The 26,892-nt window shown below is 73.2% G+C and carries 26 protein-coding genes and 1 pseudogene; 7 read left to right on the top strand and 20 right to left on the bottom strand.

Annotated elements, in window-relative coordinates; genetic code table 11:
* The first annotated feature begins 44 nt into the window (after positions 1–44).
* Positions 45–302: a glycine zipper domain-containing protein gene (locus AC07BS_RS12275; protein WP_478641106.1), complete on the top strand. Its 258-nt coding sequence runs from the start codon at positions 45–47 to the stop codon at positions 300–302.
* On the opposite strand, the pseudogene AC07BS_RS12270 reads toward AC07BS_RS12275, so the two are convergent.
* The 8 genes and pseudogenes from AC07BS_RS12270 to AC07BS_RS12235 form a co-directional block, all read right to left on the bottom strand.
* Positions 299–733, bottom strand: a pseudogene (locus AC07BS_RS12270) (RICIN domain-containing protein); the annotation flags it as partial. The gene AC07BS_RS12275 and the pseudogene AC07BS_RS12270 sit on opposite strands and share 4 nt — an antisense overlap.
* A gap of 202 nt (positions 734–935) precedes the next feature.
* On the bottom strand, positions 936–1,592 hold the full coding sequence (kdpC, locus tag AC07BS_RS12265; protein WP_478640870.1) for a potassium-transporting ATPase subunit KdpC: 657 nt from the start codon (positions 1,590–1,592) through the stop codon (positions 936–938).
* A 7-nt stretch (positions 1,593–1,599) separates the two neighbouring features.
* The gene (gene kdpB, locus AC07BS_RS12260) at positions 1,600–3,708 is read right to left on the bottom strand and encodes a potassium-transporting ATPase subunit KdpB (RefSeq protein WP_478640872.1); all 2,109 of its coding nucleotides are present in this window, start codon (positions 3,706–3,708) and stop codon (positions 1,600–1,602) included.
* Positions 3,705–5,396, bottom strand: a complete 1,692-nt coding sequence (gene kdpA, locus AC07BS_RS12255; RefSeq protein ID WP_478640874.1) for a potassium-transporting ATPase subunit KdpA — start codon at positions 5,394–5,396, stop codon at positions 3,705–3,707. Before kdpA ends, kdpB begins: the two co-directional genes overlap by 4 nt.
* A gap of 8 nt (positions 5,397–5,404) precedes the next feature.
* Positions 5,405–5,494, bottom strand: coding sequence for a K(+)-transporting ATPase subunit F (gene kdpF / locus AC07BS_RS12250; protein WP_365409864.1), 90 nt, complete (start codon positions 5,492–5,494; stop codon positions 5,405–5,407).
* Positions 5,495–5,830: 336 nt separating this feature from the next.
* Positions 5,831–6,658, bottom strand: coding sequence for a DUF3710 domain-containing protein (locus AC07BS_RS12245; RefSeq protein ID WP_478931808.1), 828 nt, complete (start codon positions 6,656–6,658; stop codon positions 5,831–5,833).
* Positions 6,618–7,115 carry a dUTP diphosphatase gene (gene dut / locus AC07BS_RS12240; protein WP_478931807.1) on the bottom strand — a complete coding sequence of 166 codons (498 nt, stop codon included), beginning with the start codon at positions 7,113–7,115 and terminating at the stop codon, positions 6,618–6,620. Before dut ends, AC07BS_RS12245 begins: the two co-directional genes overlap by 41 nt.
* 88 nt (positions 7,116–7,203) lie before the next feature.
* On the bottom strand, positions 7,204–7,788 hold the full coding sequence (locus AC07BS_RS12235) for a PaaI family thioesterase (protein ID WP_478640885.1): 585 nt from the start codon (positions 7,786–7,788) through the stop codon (positions 7,204–7,206).
* A 59-nt stretch (positions 7,789–7,847) separates the two neighbouring features.
* Here AC07BS_RS12235 and AC07BS_RS12230 point away from each other — a divergent pair, with 59 nt between their 5' ends.
* A complete protein-coding gene (locus tag AC07BS_RS12230) occupies positions 7,848–8,291 on the top strand; it encodes a DUF3093 domain-containing protein (protein ID WP_478640886.1) in 444 nt (147 codons plus the stop codon).
* A gap of 3 nt (positions 8,292–8,294) precedes the next feature.
* Here AC07BS_RS12230 and AC07BS_RS12225 read toward each other — a convergent pair whose 3' ends face one another.
* The 4 genes from AC07BS_RS12225 to AC07BS_RS12210 all read right to left on the bottom strand — a co-directional run bounded on the left by AC07BS_RS12225 (position 8,295) and on the right by AC07BS_RS12210 (position 11,710).
* The gene (locus AC07BS_RS12225; RefSeq protein ID WP_478640888.1) at positions 8,295–9,071 is read right to left on the bottom strand and encodes a hypothetical protein; all 777 of its coding nucleotides are present in this window, start codon (positions 9,069–9,071) and stop codon (positions 8,295–8,297) included.
* Positions 9,072–9,085: 14 nt separating this feature from the next.
* Positions 9,086–9,382, bottom strand: coding sequence for a DUF4193 domain-containing protein (locus tag AC07BS_RS12220; RefSeq protein ID WP_190110455.1), 297 nt, complete (start codon positions 9,380–9,382; stop codon positions 9,086–9,088).
* A 418-nt stretch (positions 9,383–9,800) separates the two neighbouring features.
* A complete protein-coding gene (locus AC07BS_RS12215; protein ID WP_478640890.1) occupies positions 9,801–11,051 on the bottom strand; it encodes a sensor histidine kinase in 1,251 nt (416 codons plus the stop codon).
* A gap of 5 nt (positions 11,052–11,056) precedes the next feature.
* Positions 11,057–11,710: a response regulator transcription factor gene (locus AC07BS_RS12210; protein ID WP_478640892.1), complete on the bottom strand. Its 654-nt coding sequence runs from the start codon at positions 11,708–11,710 to the stop codon at positions 11,057–11,059.
* Positions 11,711–12,009: 299 nt separating this feature from the next.
* On the opposite strand from AC07BS_RS12210, the gene AC07BS_RS12205 reads away from it, so the two are divergent.
* Entirely contained in the window at positions 12,010–12,177 is a 168-nt protein-coding gene (locus tag AC07BS_RS12205) for a hypothetical protein (protein WP_478640894.1), read from the top strand.
* Positions 12,178–12,252: 75 nt separating this feature from the next.
* Here AC07BS_RS12205 and AC07BS_RS12200 read toward each other — a convergent pair whose 3' ends face one another.
* Both AC07BS_RS12200 and AC07BS_RS12195 read right to left on the bottom strand, forming a co-directional pair.
* Positions 12,253–13,071: an inositol monophosphatase family protein gene (locus AC07BS_RS12200; protein ID WP_478931805.1), complete on the bottom strand. Its 819-nt coding sequence runs from the start codon at positions 13,069–13,071 to the stop codon at positions 12,253–12,255.
* Between the two features lie 14 nt (positions 13,072–13,085).
* Positions 13,086–14,213, bottom strand: coding sequence for a ferrochelatase (locus AC07BS_RS12195; protein ID WP_478931803.1), 1,128 nt, complete (start codon positions 14,211–14,213; stop codon positions 13,086–13,088).
* Positions 14,214–14,357: 144 nt separating this feature from the next.
* Between AC07BS_RS12195 and AC07BS_RS12190 the strand changes: the two genes are divergently transcribed.
* Entirely contained in the window at positions 14,358–15,599 is a 1,242-nt protein-coding gene (locus AC07BS_RS12190; protein ID WP_478640900.1) for an MFS transporter, read from the top strand.
* Positions 15,562–16,878 carry a D-arabinono-1,4-lactone oxidase gene (locus AC07BS_RS12185; RefSeq protein ID WP_478931800.1) on the top strand — a complete coding sequence of 439 codons (1,317 nt, stop codon included), beginning with the start codon at positions 15,562–15,564 and terminating at the stop codon, positions 16,876–16,878. The genes AC07BS_RS12190 and AC07BS_RS12185 overlap by 38 nt, the downstream gene beginning before the upstream one ends.
* A gap of 37 nt (positions 16,879–16,915) precedes the next feature.
* Here the strand turns inward: AC07BS_RS12185 and AC07BS_RS12180 are convergent, their stop codons facing one another.
* Positions 16,916–17,959 (bottom strand): hypothetical protein, encoded by a 1,044-nt coding sequence (locus AC07BS_RS12180; RefSeq protein WP_478931799.1) that lies wholly within the window; start codon positions 17,957–17,959, stop codon positions 16,916–16,918.
* A gap of 360 nt (positions 17,960–18,319) precedes the next feature.
* Between AC07BS_RS12180 and sepH the strand changes: the two genes are divergently transcribed.
* Positions 18,320–19,411: a septation protein SepH gene (gene sepH / locus AC07BS_RS12175; RefSeq protein ID WP_478640909.1), complete on the top strand. Its 1,092-nt coding sequence runs from the start codon at positions 18,320–18,322 to the stop codon at positions 19,409–19,411.
* 99 nt (positions 19,412–19,510) lie between these two features.
* Here the strand turns inward: sepH and AC07BS_RS12170 are convergent, their stop codons facing one another.
* Positions 19,511–20,347: a sulfurtransferase gene (locus AC07BS_RS12170; RefSeq protein ID WP_478640911.1), complete on the bottom strand. Its 837-nt coding sequence runs from the start codon at positions 20,345–20,347 to the stop codon at positions 19,511–19,513.
* A 194-nt stretch (positions 20,348–20,541) separates the two neighbouring features.
* On the opposite strand from AC07BS_RS12170, the gene AC07BS_RS12165 reads away from it, so the two are divergent.
* Positions 20,542–21,339 carry a VOC family protein gene (locus AC07BS_RS12165; RefSeq protein WP_478640913.1) on the top strand — a complete coding sequence of 266 codons (798 nt, stop codon included), beginning with the start codon at positions 20,542–20,544 and terminating at the stop codon, positions 21,337–21,339.
* Positions 21,340–21,363: 24 nt separating this feature from the next.
* Here the strand turns inward: AC07BS_RS12165 and AC07BS_RS12160 are convergent, their stop codons facing one another.
* The 4 genes from AC07BS_RS12160 to AC07BS_RS12145 form a co-directional block, all read right to left on the bottom strand.
* A complete protein-coding gene (locus AC07BS_RS12160) occupies positions 21,364–22,029 on the bottom strand; it encodes a thymidine kinase (protein ID WP_478640915.1) in 666 nt (221 codons plus the stop codon).
* 74 nt (positions 22,030–22,103) lie between these two features.
* Positions 22,104–23,312 (bottom strand): alkaline phosphatase family protein, encoded by a 1,209-nt coding sequence (locus AC07BS_RS12155; RefSeq protein ID WP_478931796.1) that lies wholly within the window; start codon positions 23,310–23,312, stop codon positions 22,104–22,106.
* Positions 23,312–23,899, bottom strand: coding sequence for a DUF5998 family protein (locus tag AC07BS_RS12150; RefSeq protein WP_478640918.1), 588 nt, complete (start codon positions 23,897–23,899; stop codon positions 23,312–23,314). Before AC07BS_RS12150 ends, AC07BS_RS12155 begins: the two co-directional genes overlap by 1 nt.
* Positions 23,900–23,986: 87 nt before the next feature.
* Positions 23,987–26,761, bottom strand: coding sequence for a bifunctional acetate--CoA ligase family protein/GNAT family N-acetyltransferase (locus AC07BS_RS12145; protein WP_478640919.1), 2,775 nt, complete (start codon positions 26,759–26,761; stop codon positions 23,987–23,989).
* Positions 26,762–26,892 lie beyond the last annotated feature (131 nt).

Genomic DNA, 26,892 nt, shown 5'->3' with positions numbered 1-26,892 from the left:
GGTGGGGGCGGGGGCGGTGATCAGGCGCGGTGGCCCAGCGCCCGATGGCTCAGCGCGCGGTGCCGGCGCTCGGCCACATCGTGGGCGGCTGCGGGGTGGGGCGGGCGGTGGCCGGACGCTCCGTGGGGGCCTGGGTGGGCCGCGGGTCCTGGCTCGGTGCCGTCGTCGGACCCTGGCTCGGACCCGTCGTCGGGCCCTGGCTCGGACGCGTGGTGGGGAGCGGGGTGGGCTCGGCGGTGGGCTTCGCCGTCGGCGGACGCGTGGGGTCCTCGCCGGGGACCTGGGGCAGGCGCCACGACTGACCCTTGGCGGTGGAGGAGTAGGACCACTGCTGGGCGCGCGCGCCGGGCTTGAGGCTGGAGTTCTCGATCTCCAGGATCTTGCCGCTGTTCTTGTTGGCGATGAGCGCGATGTCGTTGAGGGTGTCGAACCGCCAGAGCTGGGTGGCCGCCTTGTCGACACAACTCCACAGCTGGGCCGGGGCACCGTTGTCCTTGCGGGAGTCGGCTATCTCCAGGCATCTGCCGCTCTCGGCGTGAATGATCCGGAAGTCGGCCGAGGTGCCCACGCGTTCGACGCGCCACTGCGCCTTCGGGCCGTTCTCGCAGTATCCCTGCACGGCGGGCGAGCCGTTGTCCGTACCGAGGGCCTGGAGGCACTGGTTGCTGTAGTGGTTGACGACGAGCTGTCGGGTACCGGACGCGTCCGCGGCGTGCCCGGCCGACGGGATCATCACGACGGCGGCGGCAGCACCGGCTGCCGTGGCGGCCGCCGCTGTGGCGATCTTCGAGGTGATCTTCATGCCGGTGATCGTAAGCGGCTCAAACCTTGCCACAGGCGGGAATAGACGGACAATCAGCTCGTGGCGGAACAAGTGGAATGCGCCCCACCAGGAATCGGCGGGGCGCGTTCCGGGTCGGACGCGGCCGGGACGGTCAGCCCCGGGCCCCCTTCGCGAGCTCCCTCAGCGCCACGTTGAGCCGGAGCACGTTCACCCGCTCCTCGCCCATGAAGCCCAGGACGCGGCCGTCCACATGGTCCTCGACCAGCTTCTCGACCTTCGCCGCCGGCAGGCCGTTGGCCTTGGCGACCCGCTTGGCCTGGAGTCGCGCGTACTCCGGGGAGATGTCCGGGTCGACACCCGAGGCCGAGGCGGTCAGCGCGTCCACCGGGACGGACGCCGGGGAGACGCCATTGAAGGCCGCGACGTCCGTCCGCCGCTTCTCGACGTTCTCCAGCAGCACCTTGCTGTCCGCCGCGAGGTTGGAGGCGCCGGAGACCAGCAGCTTGTAGCGCGTGTTCTCGGTGTTGGGGCCGGCGGCCGAGGGGCGGGGCTGGAAGTACTTCGGGTCGGGCAGGGCGTTGCCGTCCTCGCCCTTCTCCTTCAGGTCGTAGGTCTGGCCGAGCCGCTCGGAGCCGACGGACCTGCCGCCGGCCTTGATCTCGGAGCCGTTGGCCTTGTCGTGGAAGGCCGCCTGGGCGATGCCGGTGACGACGAGGGGGTAGATCACCCCGCAGACCACCGTGAGGACGAGGAGGGCGCGCAGCCCCGCGCCCAGCAGGCGGGCCGTGCCGCGTACGGAGTTGTTCATGGTGACGTCACCCGATGCCAGGGATGAGGGAGATGAGCATGTCGATGATCTTGATGCCGATGAACGGGGAGATGAGACCGCCCAGTCCGTAGATCAGGAGATTGCGGCGGAGCATGGCGTCCGCGCTCATCGGGCGGTAGCGGACGCCCTTGAGGGCGAGCGGCACCAGGGCCACGATGATCAGTGCGTTGAAGACGACGGCCGACAGGATGGCCGACTCCGGGGAGGCCAGGCCCATGATGTTGAGCTTGTCCAGGCCCGGGTAGGCCACGGCGAACATCGCCGGGATGATCGCGAAGTACTTCGCGACGTCGTTGGCGATCGAGAACGTGGTCAGGGCGCCGCGCGTGATGAGCAGCTGCTTGCCGATCTCGACGATCTCGATGAGCTTGGTCGGGTCGGAGTCCAGGTCGACCATGTTCCCGGCCTCCTTGGCGGCGGAGGTGCCGGTGTTCATGGCCACGCCCACGTCGGCCTGGGCCAGGGCGGGCGCGTCGTTGGTGCCGTCGCCGGTCATGGCGACGAGCTTGCCGCCGGCCTGCTCGCGCTTGATGAGGGCCATCTTGTCCTCGGGGGTGGCCTCGGCGAGGAAGTCGTCGACGCCGGCCTCCTCGGCGATGGCCGCGGCCGTCAGCGGGTTGTCGCCCGTGATCATGACGGTCTTGATGCCCATGCGCCGCAGCTCCTCGAACCGCTCGCGCATGCCCTCCTTGACGACGTCCTTGAGGTGGATGACGCCCAGCACCCGGGCGCCCTCGGCGTCCTCCAGCGCGACCAGCAGCGGCGTACCGCCCGCCTGGCTGATCGCGTCCGTCAGCGCCCGGGCGTCCTCGGCGACGGCGCCACCGCGCTCCTCGACCCAGGCGATGACCGAACCGGTCGCGCCCTTGCGGACCTTGCGGCCCGCCACGTCCACGCCCGACATACGGGTCTGCGCCGTGAAGGGCACCCACTCGGCGCCCACGAGCTCGCCCTGGTGGCGCTCGGGCAGCTCGTACTTCTCCAGGGCGAGGGCGACGATCGAGCGGCCCTCGGGCGTCTCGTCGGCGAGCGAGGAGAGCTGGGCGGCCTCGGCGACCTCGGTGGCCGTGGTGCCCCGCACGGGCACGAACTCGCTGGCACGGCGGTTGCCGTAGGTGATGGTGCCCGTCTTGTCGAGCAGCAGCGTCGAGACGTCGCCCGCGGCCTCCACCGCGCGCCCGGACATCGCCAGGACGTTGCGCTGCACCAGCCGGTCCATGCCGGCGATGCCGATCGCGGAGAGCAGCGCGCCGATGGTGGTCGGGATGAGACAGACCAGCAGGGCGGCCAGCACGATCATCGTCTGCTCGGCGCCGGCGTGGATCGCGAAGGGCTGGAGGGTGACGACGGCCAGCAGGAAGACGATGGTGAGCGAGGCCAGCAGGATGTTGAGGGCTATCTCGTTCGGCGTCTTCTGCCGGGCGGCGCCCTCGACCAGGTTGATCATCCGGTCGATGAAGGTCTCGCCGGGCTTCGTCGTGATCCGGACGACGACGCGGTCGGAGAGGACCTTGGTGCCACCGGTGACGGCCGAGCGGTCACCGCCGGACTCACGGATGACCGGGGCCGACTCACCCGTGATGGCGGACTCGTCGACGGAGGCCACACCCTCGACGACGTCGCCGTCGCCCGGGATGATGTCGCCGGCCTCGCAGACGACGAGGTCGCCCACGCGCAGCTCGGTGCCCGGCACCGACTCCTCGGCGTCGCCGTTCAGCCGGCGGGCGACGGTGTCGGTCTTGGCCTTGCGCAGGGTGTCGGCCTGCGCCTTGCCACGGCCCTCGGCGACGGCCTCGGCGAGGTTGGCGAAGAGGACGGTCAGCCACAGCCAGACGGTGATCGCCCAGCCGAACCAGTCGCCGGGGTGCTCCAGCGCCAGCACGGTGGTGGCCACCGAGCCGACCAGGACCACGAACATGACCGGGGCCTTGACCATCACCCGCGGGTCGAGCTTCCGGAAGGCGTCGGGCAGCGACTTCAGCAGCTGCGCCGGGTCGAAGAGGCCGCCGGAGACGCGGCCGTGCTCCTCGTCACCGTGCGGGCGGGTGTCCTTGGGGTCCTCGGAGGCGGTACGGACAGGTGTGGTCGTGCTCATGAGAGTCCCTCCGCCATCGGGCCAAGGGCCAGGGCCGGGAAGTAGGTCAAGCCGGTGATGATGAGGATCGCGCCGACGAGGAGGCCCGCGAAGAGCGGCTTCTCGGTCCGCAGGGTGCCCGCGGTCTCGGGGACGGGCTGCTGCTCGGCGAGCGAGCCGGCCAGCGCCAGGACGAAGACCATCGGCAGGAAGCGGCCGAGCAGCATGGCGAGGCCGATCGTGGTGTTGTACCAGGGGGTGTTGGCGTTGAGGCCGGCGAAGGCCGAGCCGTTGTTGTTGGCGCCGGAGGTGAAGGCGTAGAGCACCTCGGAGAAGCCGTGGGCGCCGCTGTCGTGCACCGAGTTGCCGGCCGTGTTGAGGATCGACTCCGGCGGCGAGGACAGTGCCATGGACAGCGCGGTGAAGCCCAGGACCAGCGTCGGGGTGATGAGGATGTAGCACGCGGCGAGCTTGATCTCGCGGGTGCCGATCTTCTTGCCCAGGTACTCGGGCGTGCGGCCGACCATCAGGCCCGCGATGAAGACCGCGATGATCGCCATCACCAGCATGCCGTAGAGGCCGGAGCCCACACCGCCGGGGGCGATCTCGCCGAGCATCATGCCGAGCAGGGCGATGCCGCCGCCGAGGCCGGTGAAGGAGGAGTGGAAGGAGTCCACGGCACCGGTCGAGGTGAGCGTCGTCGTGGTCGCGAAGATCGCGGAGGCGCCGACGCCGAACCGCTGTTCCTTGCCCTCCATCGCGCCGCCGGCCGCCTGGAGCGCCGCGCCGTGGTGCGCGTACTCCGTCCACATCATCAGCGCGGTGAAGCCGAGCCAGATCAGGCCCATGGTGGCCAGGATCGCGTAGCCCTGCTTGACGTTGCCGACGAGCTTGCCGAAGGTGCGGGTCAGCGAGAACGGGATGACGAGGATGAGGAACGCCTCGAAGAGGTTGGTGAAGGCGTTCGGGTTCTCGAAGGGGTGGGCGGAGTTGGCGTTGAAGTAGCCGCCGCCGTTGGTGCCCAGCTCCTTGATGACCTCCTGGGAGGCCACCGCGCCACCGTTGACCTGCTGGGTGCCGCCGGTGAGCTGCCCGATGTCGTGGATGCCCGCGAAATTCTGGATCGCGCCACAGGCGACGAGGATCAGCGCGCCGACGACGGAGAGCGGGATCAGGATGCGGACGGTGCCGCGCACCAGGTCGGCCCAGAAGTTGCCCAGCTCCCCGGTGCGCGAGCGGGCGAAGCCCCGGACGAGCGCGACGGCGACGGCCATGCCGACGGCGGCCGAGACGAAGTTCTGGACGGCGAGGCCGAGCGTCTGCACGGCGTGGCCCATGGCCTGCTCGCCGGAGTACGACTGCCAGTTGGTGTTCGCGACGAACGACGCGGCGGTGTTGAACGCCTGGTCGGGGCTGATCGCGGTGAAGCCCAGCGAGAGCGAGTCGGGCAGGACGCCCTGGACGCGCTGGAGCAGGTAGAGGAAGAGGAGGCCGACGACGGAGAAGGCGAGGATGCCGCGCAGATAGGCGGGCCAGCGCATCTCGGCGTCCGGGTCCGCGCCGATGAGGCGGTACATCCACTTCTCGGCGCGCAGGTGCTTGTCGGAGGAGTAGACGCGGGCCATGTGGTCGCCGAGCGGGCGGTAGCAGAGCGCGAGCGCGGCGACCAGGGCGGTGAGCTGGAGGACTCCGGAGAGAACGGGGCTCATGTGAGTGCTCAGAACCTCTCCGGGTAAACGAGGGCGAGGATCAGGTAGCCCAGGAGGGCGACGGCCACGACGAGGCCGACGATGTTCTCGGCGGTCACAGCTTCGTCACCCCCTTGGCGACGAGAGCCACCAGCGCGAAGACCGCGACCGTGGTGACGACGAAGGCCACGTCGGCCATCGTGTGCTCCTAGAGAGGTTCGGGTGAACTGACCTCTAGAGGAAACATCCGTTACCGGTGGGTACGGCCTTCGTTGACGCCTCCCTTACGGCCATTAGCGCCGCCTTGACGGGATTCATACGGACGCGGTCCGGACCTGCGCAAACGCCGCTGGGCCGGAACCCGTGCATCGGGTTCCGGCCCAGCGAAACGGCGGAATCCGGCCGTGTACCGGCCGGTTCGCCTGCCTTGGATCGGCTTGGGTGTCTGCTGGGGTTCAGCGCACCTCGGTGGTCTCCGGGCCGCGCTGGAGGCGGTCCACACCACCGGCGAAGCGCGAGCCCTGCTCCTCCTGCTGGAGGCCCTCGGCCACCATCTGGGCGTCCTCGGGCAGCTTCAGCACGATCGGGTCGCGGGGCGCCATCGGCGACTCGCCGCGCACCACGACGGTGTCGCGGAAGATCTGCTCCAGCAGCCCGGCGGTCTGCGGCTGGACCGCGCCCTGGCCCGAGATCACACCGCGCAGGAACCAGCGCGGCCCGTCGCAGCCGACGAAGCGCACCAGCTGCACACCCTGGGTGCCGTCCGGCAGCGCCACGGGCACCTGGGCCCGCAGCTCCCAGCCGAGCGTTCCCTCGATCTCCTCGACGACACCGCCCTGCTGGGTGATGCCGTTCGCGATCTCCTCGCGGACCTCGTGCCAGATGCCCTCGCGCTTGGGTGCGGCGAAGGCCTGCAGCTGCACGGCGCTGTCGCGCAGCACCACGGTCGCGGCGACGATCGCGTCACCGGCGACCTCGACCCGCAGTTCCATGCCCTCGACGCCGGGCACGAACAGCCCGCCGAGGTCCACGCGCCCGTCACCGGGCTCCCTGACCTCGGAGATGTCCCACGGCCCGTCGGGGCGCGGCTCCGGCTCCAGCCGGATCCGGCTCGCGGCCGCGGTGGCATGTGCGTCCTCGTCGGCGAGGGCGTCCTCGTCCGACTCCTCGGAGGTCACGTCGTCGAGGCGGTCGGCACTCTCGACGACGTCCTCGCTGCGCTTGCGGCGACGACCGAACACGTCACTGTCCTTCCCGGTCGCTGGCGACCGAAGCGAATCCATTCCCCACGGCAGCGTGGCCACCGGTGGACCCGAAGCCCCCTTCGGCCCGTGCCGAGCCGGGAAGCTCCGCCACCTCGTGGAAGCGGACCTTCTCGACCTGCTGGACAACCAACTGGGCGACGCGGTCGAACCTCTCGAACCGGACGCTCTCGCGCGGGTCCAGATTGACCACAATCACCTTGATCTCTCCACGGTACCCGGCATCGATGGTGCCCGGGGCATTGACCATGGACACCCCGCAGCGGGCGGCGAGACCCGAGCGGGGGTGGACGAACGCGGCGTACCCGTCGGGCAGCGCGATCGAGATGCCGGTGGGCAGCACCAGCCGCTCGCCGGGGGCGAGCTCGGCGGCCTCGGTGGTGACCAGGTCGCAGCCGGCGTCGCCGGGGTGACCGTAGGCGGGAACCGGCACCTCGGGGTCGAGCCGGCGGATGAGGACGTCGACGGGCGGCCGCATCAGTGCTTGCTCCTGTTCGCTTCTCCGCCCGCGAGGCGAACGTGCGGCTCGTACGTCGTCCGCGGCCCGGAGGCCTCGCGTGCGCCGCTCACGGGTTCACCTCGAAGGCTCGGGCGACCTTCACCTGGTCGGGGTCGGCGAGGACGGCCTGGATCTCGTCCTTGCGGCCGTTCTCGATGAAGTGGTCGATCTTGACCTCGATGAACACCGCCTTCGCGCGCACCGCGACCGGTCCGTCGGGGGCGCCGATCCGGCCCGTGGCGGTGCAGTAGATCTTGCGACCCGCCACCGCGACGACCTCGGCGTCCAGGTGCAGCACCGAGTCCACGGGCACCGGGCGGACGTAGTCCGTCTCCAGCCGGCCGGTGACCGCGATGGCGCGCAGCAGCCAGCCCAGGGCGCCCAGCGTCTCGTCCAGCGCCGTGGCCAGCACACCGCCGTGCGCCAGCCCGGGCGCGCCCTGGTGGGCCTCCTTGACCCGGAACTCGGCGGTGACGCACACACCGTCACCGGCCCGCGTCTCCAGGTGCAGCCCATGCGGTACTCCGCCGCCACAGCCGAAGCAGTACTCGTAGTGCGACCCGATGATCTCGCCGGGCGCCGGGGCTTCGGGGTGCCGTACCGGGGGTACGGCGTCGGGCGGCGGTGTCGCCGCTGTCGTTCGTCCACTCACAGGGGCTGACCTTACCCGCGCCGACGGCACCCGGTCCCGCCCGTGCCAAGCTTGTGCGCATGCAGCCTTACGAAGAACGCCTGACCGCGCCCCGTTCCTGGTGGTTCATCGCGGTTCTCGCCGGGATCGCCATGGGGTTGATCCTGCTGCCGCTGGGCACGCTGCCCCTGCTCGGCGGCCTGGTCGGCGGTGGCGCGCTCACCGCGGCCGCGGTCAGCTCGTACGGCTCGGTGCGGATCCGGGTGGTGGGCGGCGCCCTGGTCGCGGGGGACGCGCGCGTCCCGCTGGAGGCGCTGGGAGTGCCGGAGGTCCTGGACGCGGAGGAGGCCCGGGCCTGGCGCACCCACAAGGCCGACACCCGCGCGTTCATGCTGCTGCGGGGCTATGTGCCGACGGCGGTGCGGATCGAGGTCACGGACCCGGCGGACCCGACGCCCTACCTCTACCTCTCCACCCGCACCCCCGAGCGGCTGGCAGCCGCTCTGACGGCCGCGCGGGCCTGAGGCCTAGGCGAGGCCCAGGCCCTGCTCGTCCCAGGGCACCTGGCGCTTGCGGAGGTCCTTGCGGACCTTCTCGGCGAGCCGCCGGGTCTCCCGGCGGTTCATCGCCGCGCCCACGGCCGCCCCGATCATGAAGGGCGCGAGGTTGGGCAGGTTGCGGAAGGTGCGCTTGAGGATCCGCTGACGCAGTTCCCGTTTGAGCTGCCCGCCGAGCGCGGCGTTGACGGTCAGGGGGGACGTGACGTCGATGCCCCGCTCGTCGGCCCAGGCGCCCAGATAGGCGAGGATCCGCTGGCGGGGGGTGCCGGGCGCGCGGACGCCGTAGACCTCGTGGAGCTCGGCGATCAGCTTGTACTCCACGGCGGCGACGCCGACGATCTCCGCCGCCAGTTCGGCGGGCATGGCGGGCGGCACGGGCATCATGGCCGCGGCGCCGATCCCGGCGCCGACGGTCGAGGTGCCGTAGCTGGCGCCGGCCACCAGCTTGTCCGCGAGCTCCTCCGGCCCGAGGCCGGGGAACTGCGCGCGGAGCGTCTCCAGATCCCGCACGGGGACGCGCGGGGCGGTGGCGATGATCCGGTCGGCGACGGCGGCCAGACCCGCCCTCGCCCCCCGGCCGCCCTGCCGCAGCCAGGCGCTACGACGGCCTGCGGCGGCGAGCGAGGCCCAGCGGCCTCGCTCGACGTTCGCGTCGACCATCTCGCCAGATGCGCTCACGGCGGGCCCGGTGGTCGGCTCGGGCTGCCGGGAGCGCCACTTGCGGAACGGGGTCGAGCCTGCCATGGCAGACCCTCGCCTCACTCGCAGTCGCGGCAGATCGGCTGACCGTTCTTCTCGCCGGCCAGCTGGCTGCGGTGGTGCACGAGGAAGCAGCTCATGCAGGTGAACTCGTCGGCCTGCTTGGGCAGGACCCGGACGGCCAGTTCCTCGTTGGAAAGGTCCGCGCCGGGCAGTTCCATGCCCTCGGCGGCCTCGAAGTCGTCGACGTCGACGCTCGAGGCCGACTTGTCGTTGCGCCGAGCCTTGAGTTCTTCCAGGCTGTCGCTGTCGACGTCCTCGTCGGTCTTGCGTGGGGTGTCGTAGTCCGTTGCCATGTCGCTCTCCCCCTCTGGGTGTCTGCGGTGTCTCCAGCGCACGTAACGCGTGAGAGGCCGGACTTGTGCCCGACCCGAGGCGGAGATTTTGCCTCACATCAAGGTCTGTTACTCAATCGACACCCAACCGCACACCTGAAGAGGTGATCGAGTTGGGTGGCGATGGGGACCGTACACGGCCGGAAAACCGTGCGCGGCCACGCCATCCCGTGTACTTCCCGTGATCAGGACCCCCGGAAACCCCCATTTTTCAGGCGGCCGCCGATCGTTTCCGACTACGGAGAGTAGATGGCTTGAAGTCAGCGTGTGTGACGGAACACACACGGCCACGATGACGGTCGGAACGGTGAAATTCCGCCCAAAGCGAACCGTGGCCGACCCATTGTCGCAGACTCCCGGCGAACCGGTCGGACGGGTGTCAGGTGGGCAGGACGACCCGCATGACCAGGCCTCCTCCCTCGCGGGGCTCCGCCGTGATCCGCCCGCCGTGCGCCCGCGCCACCGAGCGCACGATGGACAGCCCCAGGCCGACGCCCTTGTCACTGCCCGTACGCTCCGTACGCAGCCGGCGGAACGGCTCGAAGATGTTGTCCACCTCGTAGGCGGGGACGACCGGGCCGGTGTTCTCCACCACCAGCACCGCCTGTCCCGGCTGTGCCATGGTCGTGACCTCCACCCACCCGTCCGGGGTGTTGTAACGCACCGCGTTCTGCACCAGGTTCAGCGCGATCCGCTCCAGCAGCACGCCGTTGCCCTGCACGACCGCGGGCTGCCGGGTGCCGCGCAGCTCCACGCCCTTGGCCTGGGCCTCCGTACGGGCCTGGTCCAGGGCCTGGGAGGCCACCTCGGCCAGGTCCACCGGCTTGCGGTCCACGATCTCGTTGTCGCTGCGGGCGAGCAGCAGCAGGCCCTCCACGAGCTGCTCGCTGCGCTCGTTGGTGGCCAGCAGCGTCTTGCCCAGCTGGTGCAGCTCCGGGGAGGCCCCGGGGTCGGAGAGGCTGACCTCCAGCAGCGTGCGGTTGATCGCCAGCGGGGTGCGCAGCTCGTGCGAGGCGTTGGCCACGAATCGCTGCTGGGCGGTGAACGCCCGCTCCAGCCGGTCCAGCATCTCGTCGAAGGTGTCCGAGAGCTCCTTCAACTCGTCGTCCGGCCCACCCAGTTCGATGCGCCGGGTGAGGTCCGTGCCGGCCACCCGGCGGGCCGTACGGGTGATCTTGCCCAGCGGCGAGAGCACCCGGCCCGCCATGGCGTAGCCGAAGGCGAAGGCGATCACGGCGAGGCCGAGGAGGGCCAGCAGGGAGCGGCGCAGCAGGGACTCCAGCGCGGCGGCGCGCTGGTGCTGCATGCACGTCTCGAGGATGCGGTTGGCCTCGCCGGAGGTCAGGCCGGGGGTCTTCAGCTGCGGGCAGGTGGAGCCGGTGACCGTCACCACGCTGCCGTCGGTCAGCTTGATCAGCGGCTCGCTGCCCACGCTCAGCGCGTTGGCGGCCAGCAGATAGATGATCGTCAGCAGCAGGACGCCGGCCATCAGGAACATCCCGCCGTACAGCAGGGTGAGCCGTATGCGGATGGTGGGCCGCAGCCACGGGAAGGGGCGGACGACCGGCTGGCGGGGGTCCCAGGTGGGCTTGGGCGGGGCCGCCGGCGTGGGGGGCGCGGGGGTCGACATCGCCGTCAGATCCGGTAACCGGAGCCCGGCACGGTGACGATCACCGGGGGCTCGCCGAGCTTGCGGCGGAGCGTCATGACGGTGACCCGCACGACGTTGGTGAACGGGTCGGTGTTCTCGTCCCAGGCCTTCTCCAGCAGCTGCTCGGCCGACACCACGGCTCCCTCACTGCGCATGAGCACCTCCAGCACGGCGAACTCCTTGGGCGCCAGCTGCACCTCGCGTCCGTCGCGGAACACCTCGCGGCGGTTGGGGTCGAGCTTGATCCCGGCCCGCTCCAGGACGGGCGGCAGCGCGACGGTGGTGCGCCGGCCCAGGGCGCGCACGCGCGCGGTGAGCTCGCTGAAGGCGAACGGCTTGGGGAGGTAGTCGTCGGCCCCGATCTCCAGGCCCTCCACGCGGTCGCTGACGTCGCCGGAGGCGGTGAGCATCAGGACGCGGGTGGGGATGCCGAGCTCGACGACCTTGCGGCAGACGTCGTCGCCGTGGACGAGCGGCAGGTCCCGGTCGAGCACGATCACGTCGTAGTCGTTGACGGCGACGCGCTCCAGCGCGGCCGCCCCGTCGTACACGACGTCGACGGCCATGGCCTCCCGGCGCAGTCCGGTGGCGACGGCGTCTGCGAGCAGCTGCTCGTCCTCGACGACGAGTACGCGCACGGCGTTGATCCTTCCCTTTGAGCCCTGGTGGGCAGCCTCGAACGACCCCTGTGGGTCACTCCATCCTGCCTCGGATGTCGATAAACCGGCCGTAAGGGGTGCCGGACGGCCAACCGGGGAAGGGATTCCGGATTGCTCCGGTGCCGGAGGTTTCCGCCCGGACAGGGGTGGGGAAGACGTCTGCACACCCGCGATCACGCTCCTCGGTACGCCCCCGTGTACCCGGGACCACGCGCGTGATCGTTTTCGCCGTGGCACACCCCCGTGCCGCCGACCCACGACGAAGGGGGCGCACCACCATGGACGCTTTCACCGCGGGCCTTCTGCAGCGCATAGCAGCCACCCGCTCCGACCTCGACCATGCCCGCCGGACCGGGGACGAATTCCTCGCCGAGGTGGAGCAGGCCGAGCTGGACGACCTCCACCGCCTGGCCGCCGAGCACGGTGTGCACGTCGGCGCGGCCTGATCCGCTCCCGGATCCCGCGTACGGAGCGCCCCGGTGCCGCATCGGCACCGGGGCGCTCCGCCGTGTACGGCCCCGCTAGCCCCGGTCGTCCTCCAGGTCCCGCCAGGCGCCCAGCGCCTCCAGGCGGGCCTGGAGTGGCTCGAAGAGGCCGGGCGGCGCGGCCACCGTCAGCTCGCCCGACTCGGCCAGGCCGGGCCGCCCGCCCGTGAGCGCGCCCGCCTCGCGGGCGATCAGCGCGCCGGCGGCGTGGTCCCAGGGGTTGAGGCCCCGCTCGTAGTAGCCGTCCAGCCGGCCGCAGGCCACGTCGCACAGGTCGATGGCGGCCGAGCCGCCGCGCCGGATGTCGCGCACCTCCGGCAGCAGCGTGCGCAGCACCTCGGCCTGGGCGGCCCGGCGGCTCTGGAGGTAGCCGAAGCCCGTGCCGATCAGCGCCTGGTCGAGGGCGGGGGCCGGGCGGACCGTCAGCCGCCGCTCCCCCAGGAAGGCGCCCTCGCCCCGCACTGCGCGGTAGGTCTCGCCGCGCTCCGGTGCCGCGACGACGCCCACGACCGCCCCGCCGTCGATCTCGGCGGCGATCGACACGGCCCAGGACGGCAGTCCGTAGAGGTAGTTCACGGTGCCGTCGATGGGGTCGATCACCCAGCGCACCCCGCTGGTGCCCTCGGTGCTGGCGCCCTCCTCGCCCAGGAGGCCGTCCTGGGGGCGCCGCTCGGCGAGGAAGCCGGTGATCAGCTTCTCGGCGGCGATGTCCATCTCGGTGACGACGTCGATGGGGCTGGTCTTGGTCGCGGCCACGCCGAGATCGGCCGGCCGCCCGTCCTTCAGGAGCGCGCCGGCCCGCGCGGCGGCTTCGAGGGCCACCTCCAGGAGTGCGGCCTTGAGGGTGTCGGTCACGGTGCTTTCGCTCCTTACGCGTACGGGCTGTCGGCGCCCGCGGCGGCCGGGCGGGGGGCCCGGGCCGGGCAGCAGCCGACGGGGCAGAGGTCGTGGCTGGGGCCGAGGGCGCCCAGGGCGCAGCGCTCGGGGTGTTCGCCGCGCTCGGTCGCGGCGCGCTCCAGGACCAGCTCGCGGACGGCCGCGACGAAGCGCGGGTCGGCGCCGACCGTGGCGGCGCGGGCCACCGGGAGGCCGAGCTCGGCCGCCTTGGCGGTGGCCTCGGTGTCGAGGTCGTACCGGACCTCCATGTGGTCCGAGACGAAGCCGATCGGCACCATGACGACGGCCGGGGCGCCCTCGCCGTGCACGGCTTCGAGGTGGTCGCAGATGTCGGGTTCGAGCCAGGGGATGTGCGGGGCGCCGCTGCGCGACTGGTAGACGAGGTCCCAGGGCCGGTCGGTGCCGGTCCGTTCGCGCACGGCGGCGGCGACGGTGCGGGCGACGTCGAGGTGCTCGGCGACGTAGGCGCCGCCCTCGCCGTGGGCCTCGGCGGGCCCGGAGGAGTCGGCGGCGGAGGTGGGGACGGAGTGGGTGGTGAAGGCCAGCCGGGCGCCGTCCCGTACGTCCTCGGGCAACCGGTCCAGGGCGGCCAGCGTCGCGTCCACCATGGGGCCGACGAAGCCGGGGTGGTTGAAGTAGTGCCGCAGCTTGTCGACGCGGGGCGGCGTCAGGCCCTCGGCCGTGAGGGCGGCCAGCGCGTCGGCCAGGTTCTCGCGGTACTGCCGGCAGCCCGAGTAGGAGGCGTACGCGCTGGTGGTCAGCGTCAGCACGCGGCGGTGGCCGGCGGCGGTCAGCTCGCGCAGCGTGTCGGTGAGGTAGGGCGCCCAGTTGCGGTTGCCCCAGTACACCGGGAGGTCCAGGCCGCTCGCCGCGAAGTCCTCGCGCAGGGCCCGCAGCAGCGTGCGGTTCTGGTCGTTGATCGGGCTGACGCCGCCGAAGAGGAAGTAGTGCTGCCCGACCTCTTTCAGTCGTTCCCGGGGGATGCCCCGGCCGCGGGTGACGTTCTCCAGGAACGGGACGACGTCCTCCGGGCCCTCGGGTCCGCCGAAGGAGAGCAACAGCAGGGCGTCGTAGGGGGCGTGAGCTGGCAGATCCGACATGCGTCCGATCCTGCCACCCGGCACCGGCCGCCGGGAAATGGCAGTGCGCCGAACAAAAGTACGCACGTAAGCTGTATCAGCCACGTACATCCCTTACGGCACCCTCGTCCGCGTCCCCTTCACCCATCCCTCCGGGAGCCGTCGTTGTCCAGCCCCTACAGCGCCATATTCGCCGCCCCCGGCACGAAGGGCTTCTCCGCCGCGGGCCTCCTCGGCCGGATGCCCCTGTCGATGCTGGGCGTCGGCATCGTCACGATGATCTCCCAGATCACCGGCCGGTACGGGCTGGCGGGCGCGCTGACCGCGACCCTCGCGATCGCGGCGGCCGTGCTCGGGCCGCTGATCTCGCGGATGGTCGACCGGCACGGGCAGCGCCGGATCCTGCGTCCGGCGACGACGGTCGCGCTGGCGTCGCTGGCGGGGCTGCTGCTGAGCGCTCAGCAGCGGTGGCCGGACTGGACGCTCTTCGTCTTCGCGGCGGGCGCGGGCTGTGTGCCGAGCGTGGGATCGATGGTGCGGGCCCGGTGGGCGGCGATCTACAGCGGCTCGCCGCGCGAGCTCCACACGGCGTACGCGGCCGAGTCGGTGATAGACGAGGTGGTCTTCATCGTCGGGCCCATCCTGTCGATCGGCCTGTCCACCGCCTGGTTCCCGGAGGCGGGCCCGCTGCTGGCGGGCTGCTTCCTGGCCGTCGGGGTGTTCTGGCTGACCGCGCAGCGGGCCACCGAGCCCCGGCCGCACCCCCACGCGGCGCAGGGGGTCGCCTCCGCCCTGCGCTCCCCCGGGCTCCAGGTGCTGGTGGTGACCTTCGTGGCCACCGGGGCGCTGTTCGGGTCGGTCGAGGTGGTGACCGTGGCCTTCGCCGACGCGCAGGGCCACAAGGCGGCGGCGAGCCTGGAGCTGGCCGTCTACGCGCTGGGGTCCTGCCTGGCGGGCGCGGTCTTCGGGCTGCTGCACCTCAAGGGCGACCCGGCCCGGCGCTGGGTCCTGGGCGTGTGTGCGATGGCCGTGAGTATGATCCCGCTCCAACTGGTCGGGAACCTGCCGGTCCTGGCCGTGGCGCTCTTTGTCGCGGGCCTCGCCATCGCGCCGACGATGGTCACCACGATGGCCCTCGTCGAGCAGTACGTACCGCGCGCGCAGCTGACCGAGGGCATGACCTGGACGAGCACCGGACTCGCGGTCGGCGTGGCGCTGGGTTCGTCGGCCGCCGGCTGGGCGGTGGACGCGGCCGGCGCCGAGGCGGGGTACCTGGTGCCCGGCGCGGCGGGGCTGCTCGCGGCGGCCGTCGCGTTCCTCGGGTACCGCCGGCTGCGGCCGGCGCCTGAGCAGGTGGGGGTTGGCGCTGATGACGGCGACGACGCGAACGAGCAGTGCCTGGCGTAACTGGGCGGGGAACATCACCGCCCGACCGGTACGGACCGTGGCCCCGGCCACGGTGGAGGAGCTGTCCGCCGCGATCGTGCGGGCGGCCTCCGAGGGGCTGACGGTGAAGGCGGCCGGCTCCGGCCACTCCTTCACCGCGGCCGCGGCGACGGACGGCCTGCTGGTGCGGCCGGACCGGCTCACCGGCGTCCACGCCGTGGACCGGGCCACGGGGACGGTGACCGCCGGGGCGGGCACGACCCTCCGGGAGCTGAACAGGACCCTCTCCGCCCACGGCCTGTCGCTGGCCAACATGGGCGACATCATGGAACAGACGGTCTCCGGCGCGGTGAGCACCGGCACCCATGGCACGGGCCGGGACTCGGGCGCGATCGCGGCCCAGATCCGGGGCCTGGAGCTGGTGACGGCCGACGGCTCGGTGCTGCGCTGCTCGGCCGCGGAGCATCCGGAGGTCTTCGCGGCGGCCCGGGTGGGGCTGGGCGCGCTGGGCGTGATCAGTGCGGTCACCCTCGCCGTGGAGCCGGAGTTCCTGCTCACGGCGCGCGAGGAGCCGATGGCCCTGGACCGGGTGACGGCGGAGTTCGACACGCTGGTGGCGCGGAACGAGCACTTCGAGTTCTTCTGGTTCCCCCACACCGACCGCTGCGTCACCAAGCGCAACAACCGCGCCGCGGGTCCGGCCGCGCCGGTCGGCCGGGTGAGCGGCTGGGTGACCGACGAGCTCGTCTCCAACGGCGTCTTCGCCGCCGCGTGCGCGCTGGGCCGGGCCGTGCCGGCCGCGGTGCCCGCGATCGCCGCCGTCTCCGGGCGGGCACTGTCGGCCCGTACCTACACCGACGTCCCGTACAAGGTCTTCACCAGCCCCCGCCGGGTGCGCTTCCTGGAGATGGAGTACGCCGTTCCGCGCGCGGCGGCGATGCCCGCGTTGCGGGAGCTGCGGGAGATGATCGAGCGCCGGCGGCTGCGGACCGGCTTCCCGGTGGAGGTGCGGGTGGCGCCGGCCGACGACATACCGCTCTCCACGGCGTCGGGCCGGGACACCGCCTACATCGCCGTGCACCAGTACCGCGGCGTCCCCTACCTGGAGTACTTCACGGCGGCCGAGCGGATCATGACCGCGCACGGCGGCCGGCCCCACTGGGGCAAGCTGCACAGCCGCGACGCGGCGTACCTGGCCGGCGTCTATCCGCGCTTCGGGGAGTTCACCGCGGTGCGGGACCGGCTGGACCCGCACCGCGTCTTCGGCAACGCCTATCTGCGGCGCGTCCTGGGCGCGTGAGCGGAGGGCGGTCCGGCCCGGTTCGGTCCGGCCCGGTTCAGGAGGACGTGCCGGTCGTGGGGCCCGTGCCCGTGCCGGCGGCCGCGTTCTGGCCGGGGGCCGGCGGCGCGGACTGACCACCGGTGCCGGTGCCCTGGCCGCCGGTCGCGCCGCCCTTGCCACCGGTGCCGGTGCCGCCGGAGTCCGGCGTCGTGCTGGGCCGGGGCGTGGGGACCGGGGACGGGCTGCTCCCGCCGTCCGGGGAGGGCGAGGTCTTGGGATCCGGCGAGGCGCCGCCGTCCCCACCGCCCTGCCGCGACGCGTCCGGGGACGGTGTGGCGGCGGCGTCCTCGCCGGTGCCGCCGCCGCGGTCGGCGTCCGACCGGCCGGTGCCCGGCGTCCGTCCGGGGTCGGGGTCCCGCTTCTCGTCCTTCTTCCCGCTCCCCGGCTGGAAGAGGCGGGTGACCGTGGTGCCGTCGCCGCCGTCCGCGCTGGAGCCGGAGACCAGCTCCCAGGCGGTCACGGTGCCCATCGCCACGGCGAAGACCAGGCCGGCGGCCAGGGCCGGCCGCTTCCAGCCGCGCAGCCGGGTGCCGTGGGTCGTGCCGTGGGAGAACTCCTCGGACCAGCCGGCCGGGTCGGAGGAGTCGTTGACGTGCGTCCGGTCCTGCGCGCCGGGGTACGCACCGGCGTACGCCCAGGACTGCGCCGGATGTGCTCCGGTCGGTGACGCCTGGTGCAGGGGTTGCGTGCGGTCGTCGACGAGGGGCAGGGCGCGTGTCGCGTCGTCCGCCGAGCGGGCCCGGTCGACGGCCCGGCCCGCCTCGCGCACCGGGACACGGCGCAACCGGGGCTCCGCCTGCACGGTGGCCGCCTCGCGAATCTGTTCGCCCGTACGTTTGAACATGTGCTGGAAGAGCGTTCCACCGGTCGTGGCCACGACACTCACGACACCGGCACCGATCACCGTGCCGTATACACCGAGTTTGCCCGCGAGGAGCGCGGCGACCACCGCCGCCAGGGCGCTGCCGGCGACCTGCGCGACGCTCAGGTCCAGGCGCCTTTCCTTGCCTTTTGCCTCGCTTTCGGGTTTGTCGTCCATCTCCAGCCTCTGTTGTTCCTTTCGGTCCCTCTTGCAGCTAGAAGAGACATTCGAGGCTGACGAACAGTTCCGAATCGGGCGATTGTGTGAACCTCGACACCACCTCCGCCCCCGCCCGTGATCCCGTCTCCCAAGGGGCGCATTCCAACTCCCTTGCCGCAGGTGAACTTCCCTGGCGCGCCGATCCACGCCCGGTGGCCCGAATGGAGTACTGTGACGAGCCCTGGCCCCAATATCCCGTCCGGCTGCCCGGAACCACGGGACGGGGGCCCGGGCGGCTCTCGCCCCGTCAACTCGGCAATGTTGTGGCAGGCTGCTACCCGGGCAGGCCACACTCGACTAGCGGAAGCAGCGACGCAGGTGACGTCGGCAGGCACCACCCGGGAGGTCCCCATGCCCGAACTGCGTGTCGTGGCAGTCTCCAACGACGGCACACGGCTGGTTCTCAAGGCTGCGGACAGCACGGAGTACACGCTCCCCATCGATGAGCGGCTGCGTGCCGCAGTACGCAACGACCGCGCGCGTCTGGGGCAGATCGAGATCGAGGTGGAGAGCCACCTCCGGCCCCGCGACATCCAGGCCCGCATCCGGGCCGGCGCCTCCGCCGAGGAGGTCGCCCAGCTCGCCGGCATCCCGGTGGAACGGGTGCGGCGCTTCGAGGGCCCCGTGCTCGCCGAGCGCGCCTTCATGGCCGAGCGGGCCCGCAAGACGCCGGTGCGCCGCCCCGGCGAGAACACCGGACCACCGCTGGGCGAGGCCGTCGGCGAGCGGCTCGTGCTGCGCGGCGCCGACAAGGACACCGCGCAGTGGGACTCCTGGCGCCGCGACGACGGCACGTGGGAGGTCCTCCTCGTCTACCGCTCCTCCGGCGAGCCGCGCGCGGCGAGCTGGACGTACGACCCGCCGCGCCGGATCGTTCAGGCGCTGGACGACGAGGCCCGCGCGCTGATCGGCGAGACCGACGACACGCCCGAGCCGAGCTTCCCCTTCGTGCCGCGCATCGCACGGCTGCCGCGCGACCGGCCGCTGGATCGTTCCCTTGACCGGGACCGGCAGGGCGCCGGGGCCCCGGCCGAGCCGGAGGCCTCCTCCGACGACGCGCCGGCGGACGAGCCGGCCAAGGAGCGCGACTCCCTGACCAGCCTGCTGGAGGCGGTGCCCAGCTTCCGGGGCGACATGGTCGTGCCCGAGCCCCCGTCGACCCCGCCGGCCGTCGTGCCCGACCCGCCGGCGGAGGAGCCGGAGGCGGTCGAGCCGCCCGCGCCGGCCGCCAGCGCCGGGTCCGCGTACGCCGACGTGCTCATGCCGCGCTCGGTGGCGAGCCACCGCGAGCGCCTGATCGGCGCGACGGACCGCCAGGCCGAGGCGGACGGCGTCCGTCCGGGCCGCCGCGCCGCCGTGCCGAGCTGGGACGAGATCGTCTTCGGTACGCGGCGCAAGAAGCAGGAGTGACGCGGGTAGCGGGAGTGACCCGAGCGGCTTGAGTGACGTCGTGCCGCCGGGCGGGGTGAGGGCCGTGGGTCCCCGCCCCGCCCGGTGGGCGTTCGCCGGTCAGCCCGGCTGGGGCCCCGTCGCCACGGGCCGCCGCGGGTCGCCGGACCACTCGCTCCACGAGCCCACGTACAGCGCGGCCGGGATGCCCGCCACCGCCAGCGCGAGCACCTGCTGCGCCGCGGACACGCCCGAGCCGCAGTAGACGCCCACCTCGGTGGCGTCCGCCGCGCCGAGCTCGCCGAACCGCTCCGCGAGGGCCTTCGCGGGCAGCAGCCGGCCGTCCTCCCCGACGTTGCCGGCGGTGGGGGCCGAGACCGCGCCCGGGATGTGCCCGGCCACGCGGTCGATCGGCTCGACCTCGCCCCGGTAGCGCTCCCCCGCCCGCGCGTCCAGCAGCAGCCCGCGGCGGGCCAGCGCCGCCGCGCCGTCCGCGTCGAGCACCGGCAGCGCCCCCGGGCGCGGCGTGAAGTCGCCCTCCGGTACGACCGGCACGTCCGTCGTCAGCTCGCCGCCCGCCGCGGTCCACGCGGCGAGCCCGCCGTCCAGGACCCGTACGGACGGGTGGCCGGCCCAGCGCAGCAGCCACCAGGCGCGTGCCGCCGCCCAGCCCAGCCCGCCGTCGTACACCACGACCGGATGGTTGTCGCGGACCCCGGCGCGGCGCATGGCGGCGCCGAACTCCCGTACGTCCGGCAGGGGGTGACGGCCCCTCTCCCCCGGCTCCCCGGCGAGCTCGGCGTCCATGTCGACGTAGACCGCGCCGGGGAGGTGCCCGGCCTCGTACGCGGGACGGCCGGGCGGGCCCCCTAGCACGTAGCGGATGTCCAGCAGGGTGGGCGGCTGCGCGCCGGCCGACTCGCCCGCCCAGTCCGTAACGGTGATGATGGCGTCCATACCCCCATCCTGGCGTACCGGGCGGTGCGGCGAACGGCCCCCTGGCCAGACGCCGCGATGCTGATCGATACTGAACGGCGACGGCGCGGACACAGAAGCGGAACGCGAATTCGGGCATGCTCCTGCGGGAACCGCGAAGCCCGCGACCGGCGCGGGACGCGCGGCCACCACGACGGTCCGAGGAGCGACTGACGATGACCGAGGTATGGGGATCCTCCGAGACCAGCGAGGAGGAGCCCCGGCGCCAGACACCGGGCACCCCCTGCTGGACCAGTCTCCTGGTGCACGACCTGGAGGCGACCGAGGAGTTCTACGGCGGGCTGTTCGGCTGGTCCTACTACAGCCCCGGACCGCGCCGGCCCGGCCCGTACGTACGGGCCACCCTGGACGGGCGGGACGTCGCCGGAATCGGCGAGCTCCCGGCGGATCGTCAACTCGCGGGCGCCTGGACCACCTATCTGGCGAGCGACGACGCGGACGCCTGCGCGGAATGGATCCACTGCTGCGGCGGCACCGTCGGCGTGGGCCCGCTCGCGACCGAGGACGCCGGGCGGATGGTGCTGGCCACGGACCCGTCGGGCGCCGCCTTCGGGGTGTGGCAGGGGCGGCGGATGACCGACGACCGGTGCCCGGGGGTGCCGGGCGCCCCGGTCTGGCACGAGCTGGTGACCTACGAGGCCTCCGTCGTACTGAAGTTCTACCGCGCGCTCTTCGGCTACGAGAGCAAGGCGGCGGGGACGGTCGACTCCGACGCGGTCACCCTCCACGTGGACGGCCGGCCGGTCGCCGCGATCCGCGGCGCGGGGCACGCGCTGCGCCGCCCGCACTGGATGACGTACTTCGAGGTGTCCGACGTCGACGCGGCGGCCGGGCGCGTCACCGAGCTGGGCGGCCGGGTGCTGAGCGCCCCCGCGCAGGGCCCGGGCGGCCGGGTGGCGCGGGTCGCCGACCCCGAGGGCTCGGTCTTCTCGCTGCTGCGCTCGGCGCCCTGAGCACCGCCCCGGCACACGCCGGGGTCACCCCTGGACGGAGCCGTCCGGGTCCACCGGCAGCACGTCGGGCGACAGGGCGGCGGCACGCGCCGCGGCCGCGGTCAGCCGGCGGCGGTGGTGGCGCCGGCACAGCACCTCGTAACCCACCACGGTCTCCGGCTGGTTGACGTCGCCCACCACGACCTGGGCCCCTTCGACCACCATCTCCCCGCCGACCGTGCGGGCGTTGTGCGTGGCCCGCGCCCCGCACCAGCACAGCGCCTCGACCTGGAGCACCTCCACCCGGTCCGCCAGCTCGATCAGCCGCTGGGAGCCGGGGAAGAGCTTGGTGCGGAAGTCGGTGGTGATGCCGAAGGCGAAGACGTCGAGCTCGAGGTCGTCGACGACCCGGGCCAGCTGGTCGATCTGCTCGGGCGTGAGGAACTGCGCCTCGTCCGCGATGACGTAGTCGGCCCGGCCGCCCGCCGAGAGGTGGGCGACGAGGTGGGCGTAGAAGTCGAAGCCCTCCCCCGCCTCCACGGAGTCGGTCACCAGTCCGAGCCGCGACGACAGCTTGCCCTCGCCCGCGCGGTCGTTACGGGTGAAGATCATGCCTTGCAGGCCGCGGGCGGAACGGTTGTGCTCGATCTGCAGAGCGAGGGTGCTCTTTCCGCAGTCCATCGTTCCGGAGAAGAACACCAGCTCGGGCATGGGAAGGCCGATGCCTTTCGTATGTCGTGGGGGGCGTGGGACGGGCGTGGGGAGGGGCCGGCGGGAGCCGGTCCTCAGGAGCGCACTTCGAGCAGTGGTACGAGCTGCTCGACGGGCGTCATCGAGCCGTGCAGCCCGACCATCCTGGACTCGTTGGGCTCGGTCTCCGTGGCGACGATCGCGACGTCGTCCCGGGCGGCGGCCACGACGTCGCCGATGCGCCCGTGCACCCGGTCGTCGACGCCCGCGCCGGGCGGGCCGAACCAGCCCGCCTCGATCGCCTCGTCCCGGCCCGCGACCCACATCTGCTCGCCGAGCACCTCGCGCCACACCGCCAGGACGTCGGCGGCGGCGCCCGGCACCGCGTAGACGTGCCGGGCCCGGGCCTCGCCGCCCAGCAGCGCCACACCGGCGCGCAGCTCCCAGTCCTCGTCGAAGTCGATGCGCGACTCCGGGTCGAACGGGATGTCGATCATGCCGTGGTCGGCGGTGACGTAGAGCGCGGAGCGCGGCGGCAGCTGCTCGGCCAGGCGCTGCGCGAGCAGGTCCACGTACATCAGCTGGCCGCGCCATTCCTCGGAGTCCACACCGAAGCGGTGGCCCTTGCCGTCCACCTCGCTGTAGTACGTGTAGACGAGCGAGCGGTCGGCGGCGGCGAGCCGGTCGGCGGCGAAGTCCATCCGCTCCTCGCCGGAGAGGCGGCCGTGGAAGGTGCCGCCGCTCAGCGCGATCTTCGTGAGCGGGGTGTGCTGGAAGTCGGGGGCCGAGACCTGGCAGGTGGCGACGCCGGCGGCGTCGGCCAGCTGGAAGACCGTGGGGTAGGGCTGCCAGACGTGGGGGTCGGTCCAGGGACGCCAGCGCAGCTGGTTCATCAGCTCGCCCGTCGCCGGATCGGCGACGGTGTAGCCGGCCAGGCCGTGGGCGCCGGGCGGCAGGCCCGTGCCCACCGAGGCCAGGGAGGTCGCGGTGGTGGAGGGGAAGCCCGCGGTGAGCGGCCCGCCGGTGCCGTTCATGGACGACGGCAGCAGCGAGTGGAGGAACGGCGCCTCCTCGGGGTGGGCGCGCAGCAGCTCCCAGCCCAGGCCGTCGATCAGGAAGACGCAGACCCGGTCGGCCGGCGCCAGCTCCAGGCCGCTCGCCATGCCGGGGACGCCCAGGCCGGCCGCGACGGTGGGCAGCAGGTCGGCGAGGGACCCGGTGCCGTAGCGGGGCAGCGGGGCGTGGCGGGGGTCGAGCGGGGCCGGCTCGGGCCAGGCGGAACCGGTGAAGGCGGGATGTGACATCAGCGGGCGGTCGCCGCGGTGGCCTCGGAGAGCGACTGGGCGAAGGCGAGGGCCTGGCGGACGGTGTCCGGACCGTCGCCCGCCTCGCTGACGCGCAGGCTCAGGTCGTCGGCCGTGGAGGAGCCGGTGTAGCCGTGGTCGGCGTCGCAGTTGGGGTCGCCGCAGGCGGCGGGCTCCAGGTCGATGCGGGACACCGCGCCCCAGCCGATGGTGAGGACGACCTCGCGGGGCAGGGTGCCCGGGGTGTACGCCTCGGGGTTGGCCACGACGCGGCTGAGCACCACCGAGGAGATGCGCTCCAGCTTCACCGACTCGGTGGAGGTGGTGGCGTAGGGGGACGGCGACGTGCCGTCCGCGGCCTGCTCGTCGGTGTGGCTGACGATGAATCGGGTGCCGGTGAGGACCAGCACCGTGACGTGGCGGCGCACCTCGTTGGAGTCGAACGTCGTCTCCTGGTGGACCAGGTACGAGACGACCGGCTCCCCGCCCACGGCGGCCTCCACCGCCTCGGCCACGAGGGCCGGGTAGTAGCCGCTGCGCTCGATCGCCGCGCGCAGCCCCTGGGTCGTCGTACCGGTCTTCGCCATACGTCCCATCCTACGGGGCGTACGGGGTCCCGCTGCCGGGGCCGTCCCGGCCGGAGCGACGCGGCGGTCCGGGGCGCGGGGGCGGGGTCAGTAGGAGGGCAGGCTGCGCGGGCCCAGGTCGCTGCGGGCGGGCGGGCGCGCGAGGCGCAGGGAGGCGCCGAGCACATGAACACCGTGCGGGGCGACGATCACGGGCTCCAGGTCGGCGCCCACCACCTCGGGGTGGTCGTCGACCAGCCGGGACACCCGCAGCAGCAGTTCCTCCAGGGCCGCGGTGTCCACGGGGGTGGAGCCGCGCCAGCCGAAGAGGAGGGGCGCGGTGCGGACCGAGCGGATCAGTTCGGCGGCGTCCCGGTCGGCGACCGGGATCAGCCGGTGGGCGGTGTCGCCGAGCAGCAGGGAGGGGGCGCCGGCCAGCCCGAAGGAGAGCACGGCGCCGGCCGCCGGGTCGATGGCGGCCCGGACGACCGTGTCCACGCCGCGCGGGGCCATGGACTGCACGACCAGGCGGAGCTCCTCGGGCGTGCCGAGCAGCTCGGTCAACTCGGCGTAGGCCCGGCGCAGTTCGGTCTCGCCGCCGAGGTCGAGGCGGACTCCGCCCAGGTCGGCGCGGTGCCGCAGGTGGGGGGCCGTGGGCTTGAGGGCGACGGGGAAGCCGAGCCGGTGGGCGGCGTCGACCGCGCCGTCGGGGTCGGGCGCCGGCAGGGCGGGCAGCACGGCGATGCCGTAGCGGGCGAGGAGGCGCTGGGTGTCGGCGGCGGAGAGGGTCACGGCGCGCCGGCCGGCGTTGTGGGCCCTCAGGAGCACCTCGATGTCGGCGGCGGCGCCGGACTCGTCGATGTCGTCGTACTCCGGTACGCGCCCGGGCTCGGCCGCGTGCCGCCGCCAGCGGGCGTAGCGGACGGCCTCGGTCAGCGCCCGTACGGCCCGCTCGGCGGCGGGGTAGGCGGGCACGCGGACGGCCGGGGCGGGGGCCGGGGGTTCCTGCTCGGGGTCGGGCTCCGGTGGCGCGGCCAGGGCCTCGGCCAGGCCCGGGATCTCCAGGTGGACGACGGCCACGGGCTTGGGCGCGTCCGGCACGGCCCCGGCGACCGCCGCGCGGACGGCGTCCGCGAGCTCGGCGGCGGAGGCGTCGCCGACCCAGGGGATGGCGGTGACGACCACGGCGTCGCAGGCCCGGTCGGCGAGCGCCTCGGCCAGGGCGGCGCGGAAGTCCTCCGGGGTGGCGGCGGTGGTCAGGTCGCGGGGCAGCAGCGGGCGCAGCCCGTCGGTCAGGCAGGCGTCGTAGGTCAGCAGGGACAGCGACTGGGAGTTGCCGAGGATGGCCACCCGGGGGCCGGCCGGCAGCGGCTGGGAGGCGAGCAGGAGGCCGGTGTCGGCCAGCTCGGTGACCGTGTCGACGCGGATGACGCCGGCCTGGCGGAGCAGGTCGGAGACGGTCGCGTCGGGTATGCGGGTGGTGCGGACGGCGTGCCCGGCGGGGGCCGCGGCGCCGTGCCGGGCGCCCTTGACGACGACCAGCGGCTTGCGGGCGGAGGTCCGGCGGGCGAGGCGGGCGAACTTGCGCGGGTTGCCGATCGACTCCAGGTACATCAGGGCGACGTCGGTGTCGGGGTCGTCGTGCCAGTACTGCAGGAAGTCGTTGCCGGAGAGGTCGGCGCGGTTGCCGGCGGAGACGAAGGTGGAGATGCCCACCAGGCCGGCGGCGCGTCGGTGGAGGCCGGACAGCAGGGCGATGCCGATGGCACCGGACTGGCTGAAGAGGCCGACGCGCCCGGCGGTGGGCAGCTCGGGCGCCAGGGAGGCGTTGAGGCGGACCCCCTCAGCGGTGTTGATCAGGCCGAAGGAGTTGGGGCCGATGACGCGCATGCCGTGGGAGCGGGCCTGGCGGACCAGCTCGCGCTGGCGGTCGCGGCCGGCGGGCCCGCTCTCGGCGTACTCGGCGGACAGGACGACGAGCCCCTGGACGCCGCGCTCGCCGCAGTCGGCGACGACGGCGGGCACCTGGTCGGCGGGGACGGCGATCACGGCGAGGTCGACGGGCTCCTCGATGTCGCGCACCGAGCGGTGGGCGGGGACGCCCTCCGGCTCCAGCGCGGAAAGGGAGTCCGGGAAGGCGCGGTTGACCGCGTGGACGCGCCCGGTGAAGCCTCCAGCGAGGATGTTGCGCAGGACGGTGCGGCCCATGCCGCCCGGCCCGCGTCCGGTGCCGACGACGGCGACGGAGCCGGGGGCGAGCAGGCGCTGGACGGAGCGGGCCTCGGCGAGCCGTTCGCGGGCGCGCTGCACGGCGAGCGAGGCGTCGGTGGGTTCGAGGTCGAGTTCGAGGCGGACGACGCCGTCCTCGAAGCTGCGCTTCTGGGTGTAGCCCGCGTCCGTGAAGACCTTGATCATCTTGCTGTTGGCGGGCAGCACCTCGGCGGTGAAACGCCGGATGGAGCGTTCGCGGGCGACGGCCGCGATGTGCTCCAGGAGGGCGGAGGCGACGCCGCGGCCCTGGTGGGCGTCCTGGACGAGGAAGGCGACCTCGGCCTCGTCGGCGGGGGACGAGGCGGGCATGCCGCGGTCGTCGACGCGGTCGTAGCGGACGGTGGCGATGAACTCGCCGCCGACGGTCGCCGCCAGGCCCACCCGGTCGACGTAGTCGTGGTGGGTGAAGCGGTGCACGTCCCGGTCGGAGAGACGGGGGTAGGGCGCGAAGAAGCGGTAGTACTTGGACTCGTCCGAGACCTGTTCGTAGAAGCTGACCAGCCGCTGGGCGTCGTCGGGCGCGATGGGGCGGATCCGCGCGGTGCCGCCGTCGCGCAGGACGACATCGGCTTCCCAGTGTGCCGGGTAGGCGTGCTCGGGCGGCGTGTGCATGGGCACAGCGTAAGGCCGGGAACCGGCGTCCCTCAGGTGGCGGGCGGCCCACGGTGCCGGGGCCGGACGGCCCTGGCGCGGGAGGGCGCCGGGGCACCGCGCACCCCGTGCAACAATGGTCTAGACAACTC

The sequence above is a fragment of the Streptomyces sp. NPDC044063 genome (assembly GCF_056434285.1).
The sequence above is the reverse complement of the archived record's forward strand: the minus strand, read 5'-3'. Positions and strand labels throughout refer to the sequence as shown.

What these genes read in the sequence shown, in the direction of transcription:
- AC07BS_RS12275 (WP_478641106.1), top strand. Translation starts at nt 45, where the DNA reads ATGGCTCAGCGCGCGGTGCCGGCGCTCGGCCACATCGTGGGCGGCTGC.
- kdpC (WP_478640870.1), bottom strand. Translation starts at nt 1,592, where the DNA reads ATGAACAACTCCGTACGCGGCACGGCCCGCCTGCTGGGCGCGGGGCTG.
- kdpB (WP_478640872.1), bottom strand. Translation starts at nt 3,708, where the DNA reads ATGAGCACGACCACACCTGTCCGTACCGCCTCCGAGGACCCCAAGGAC.
- kdpA (WP_478640874.1), bottom strand. Translation starts at nt 5,396, where the DNA reads ATGAGCCCCGTTCTCTCCGGAGTCCTCCAGCTCACCGCCCTGGTCGCC.
- AC07BS_RS12245 (WP_478931808.1), bottom strand. Translation starts at nt 6,658, where the DNA reads ATGGATTCGCTTCGGTCGCCAGCGACCGGGAAGGACAGTGACGTGTTC.
- dut (WP_478931807.1), bottom strand. Translation starts at nt 7,115, where the DNA reads ATGCGGCCGCCCGTCGACGTCCTCATCCGCCGGCTCGACCCCGAGGTG.
- AC07BS_RS12230 (WP_478640886.1), top strand. Translation starts at nt 7,848, where the DNA reads ATGCAGCCTTACGAAGAACGCCTGACCGCGCCCCGTTCCTGGTGGTTC.
- AC07BS_RS12225 (WP_478640888.1), bottom strand. Translation starts at nt 9,071, where the DNA reads ATGGCAGGCTCGACCCCGTTCCGCAAGTGGCGCTCCCGGCAGCCCGAG.
- AC07BS_RS12220 (WP_190110455.1), bottom strand. Translation starts at nt 9,382, where the DNA reads ATGGCAACGGACTACGACACCCCACGCAAGACCGACGAGGACGTCGAC.
- AC07BS_RS12215 (WP_478640890.1), bottom strand. Translation starts at nt 11,051, where the DNA reads ATGTCGACCCCCGCGCCCCCCACGCCGGCGGCCCCGCCCAAGCCCACC.
- AC07BS_RS12205 (WP_478640894.1), top strand. Translation starts at nt 12,010, where the DNA reads ATGGACGCTTTCACCGCGGGCCTTCTGCAGCGCATAGCAGCCACCCGC.
- AC07BS_RS12195 (WP_478931803.1), bottom strand. Translation starts at nt 14,213, where the DNA reads ATGTCGGATCTGCCAGCTCACGCCCCCTACGACGCCCTGCTGTTGCTC.
- AC07BS_RS12185 (WP_478931800.1), top strand. Translation starts at nt 15,562, where the DNA reads ATGACGGCGACGACGCGAACGAGCAGTGCCTGGCGTAACTGGGCGGGG.
- AC07BS_RS12180 (WP_478931799.1), bottom strand. Translation starts at nt 17,959, where the DNA reads ATGGACGACAAACCCGAAAGCGAGGCAAAAGGCAAGGAAAGGCGCCTG.
- AC07BS_RS12170 (WP_478640911.1), bottom strand. Translation starts at nt 20,347, where the DNA reads ATGGACGCCATCATCACCGTTACGGACTGGGCGGGCGAGTCGGCCGGC.
- AC07BS_RS12165 (WP_478640913.1), top strand. Translation starts at nt 20,542, where the DNA reads ATGACCGAGGTATGGGGATCCTCCGAGACCAGCGAGGAGGAGCCCCGG.
- AC07BS_RS12160 (WP_478640915.1), bottom strand. Translation starts at nt 22,029, where the DNA reads ATGCCCGAGCTGGTGTTCTTCTCCGGAACGATGGACTGCGGAAAGAGC.
- AC07BS_RS12155 (WP_478931796.1), bottom strand. Translation starts at nt 23,312, where the DNA reads ATGTCACATCCCGCCTTCACCGGTTCCGCCTGGCCCGAGCCGGCCCCG.
- AC07BS_RS12150 (WP_478640918.1), bottom strand. Translation starts at nt 23,899, where the DNA reads ATGGCGAAGACCGGTACGACGACCCAGGGGCTGCGCGCGGCGATCGAG.
- AC07BS_RS12145 (WP_478640919.1), bottom strand. Translation starts at nt 26,761, where the DNA reads ATGCACACGCCGCCCGAGCACGCCTACCCGGCACACTGGGAAGCCGAT.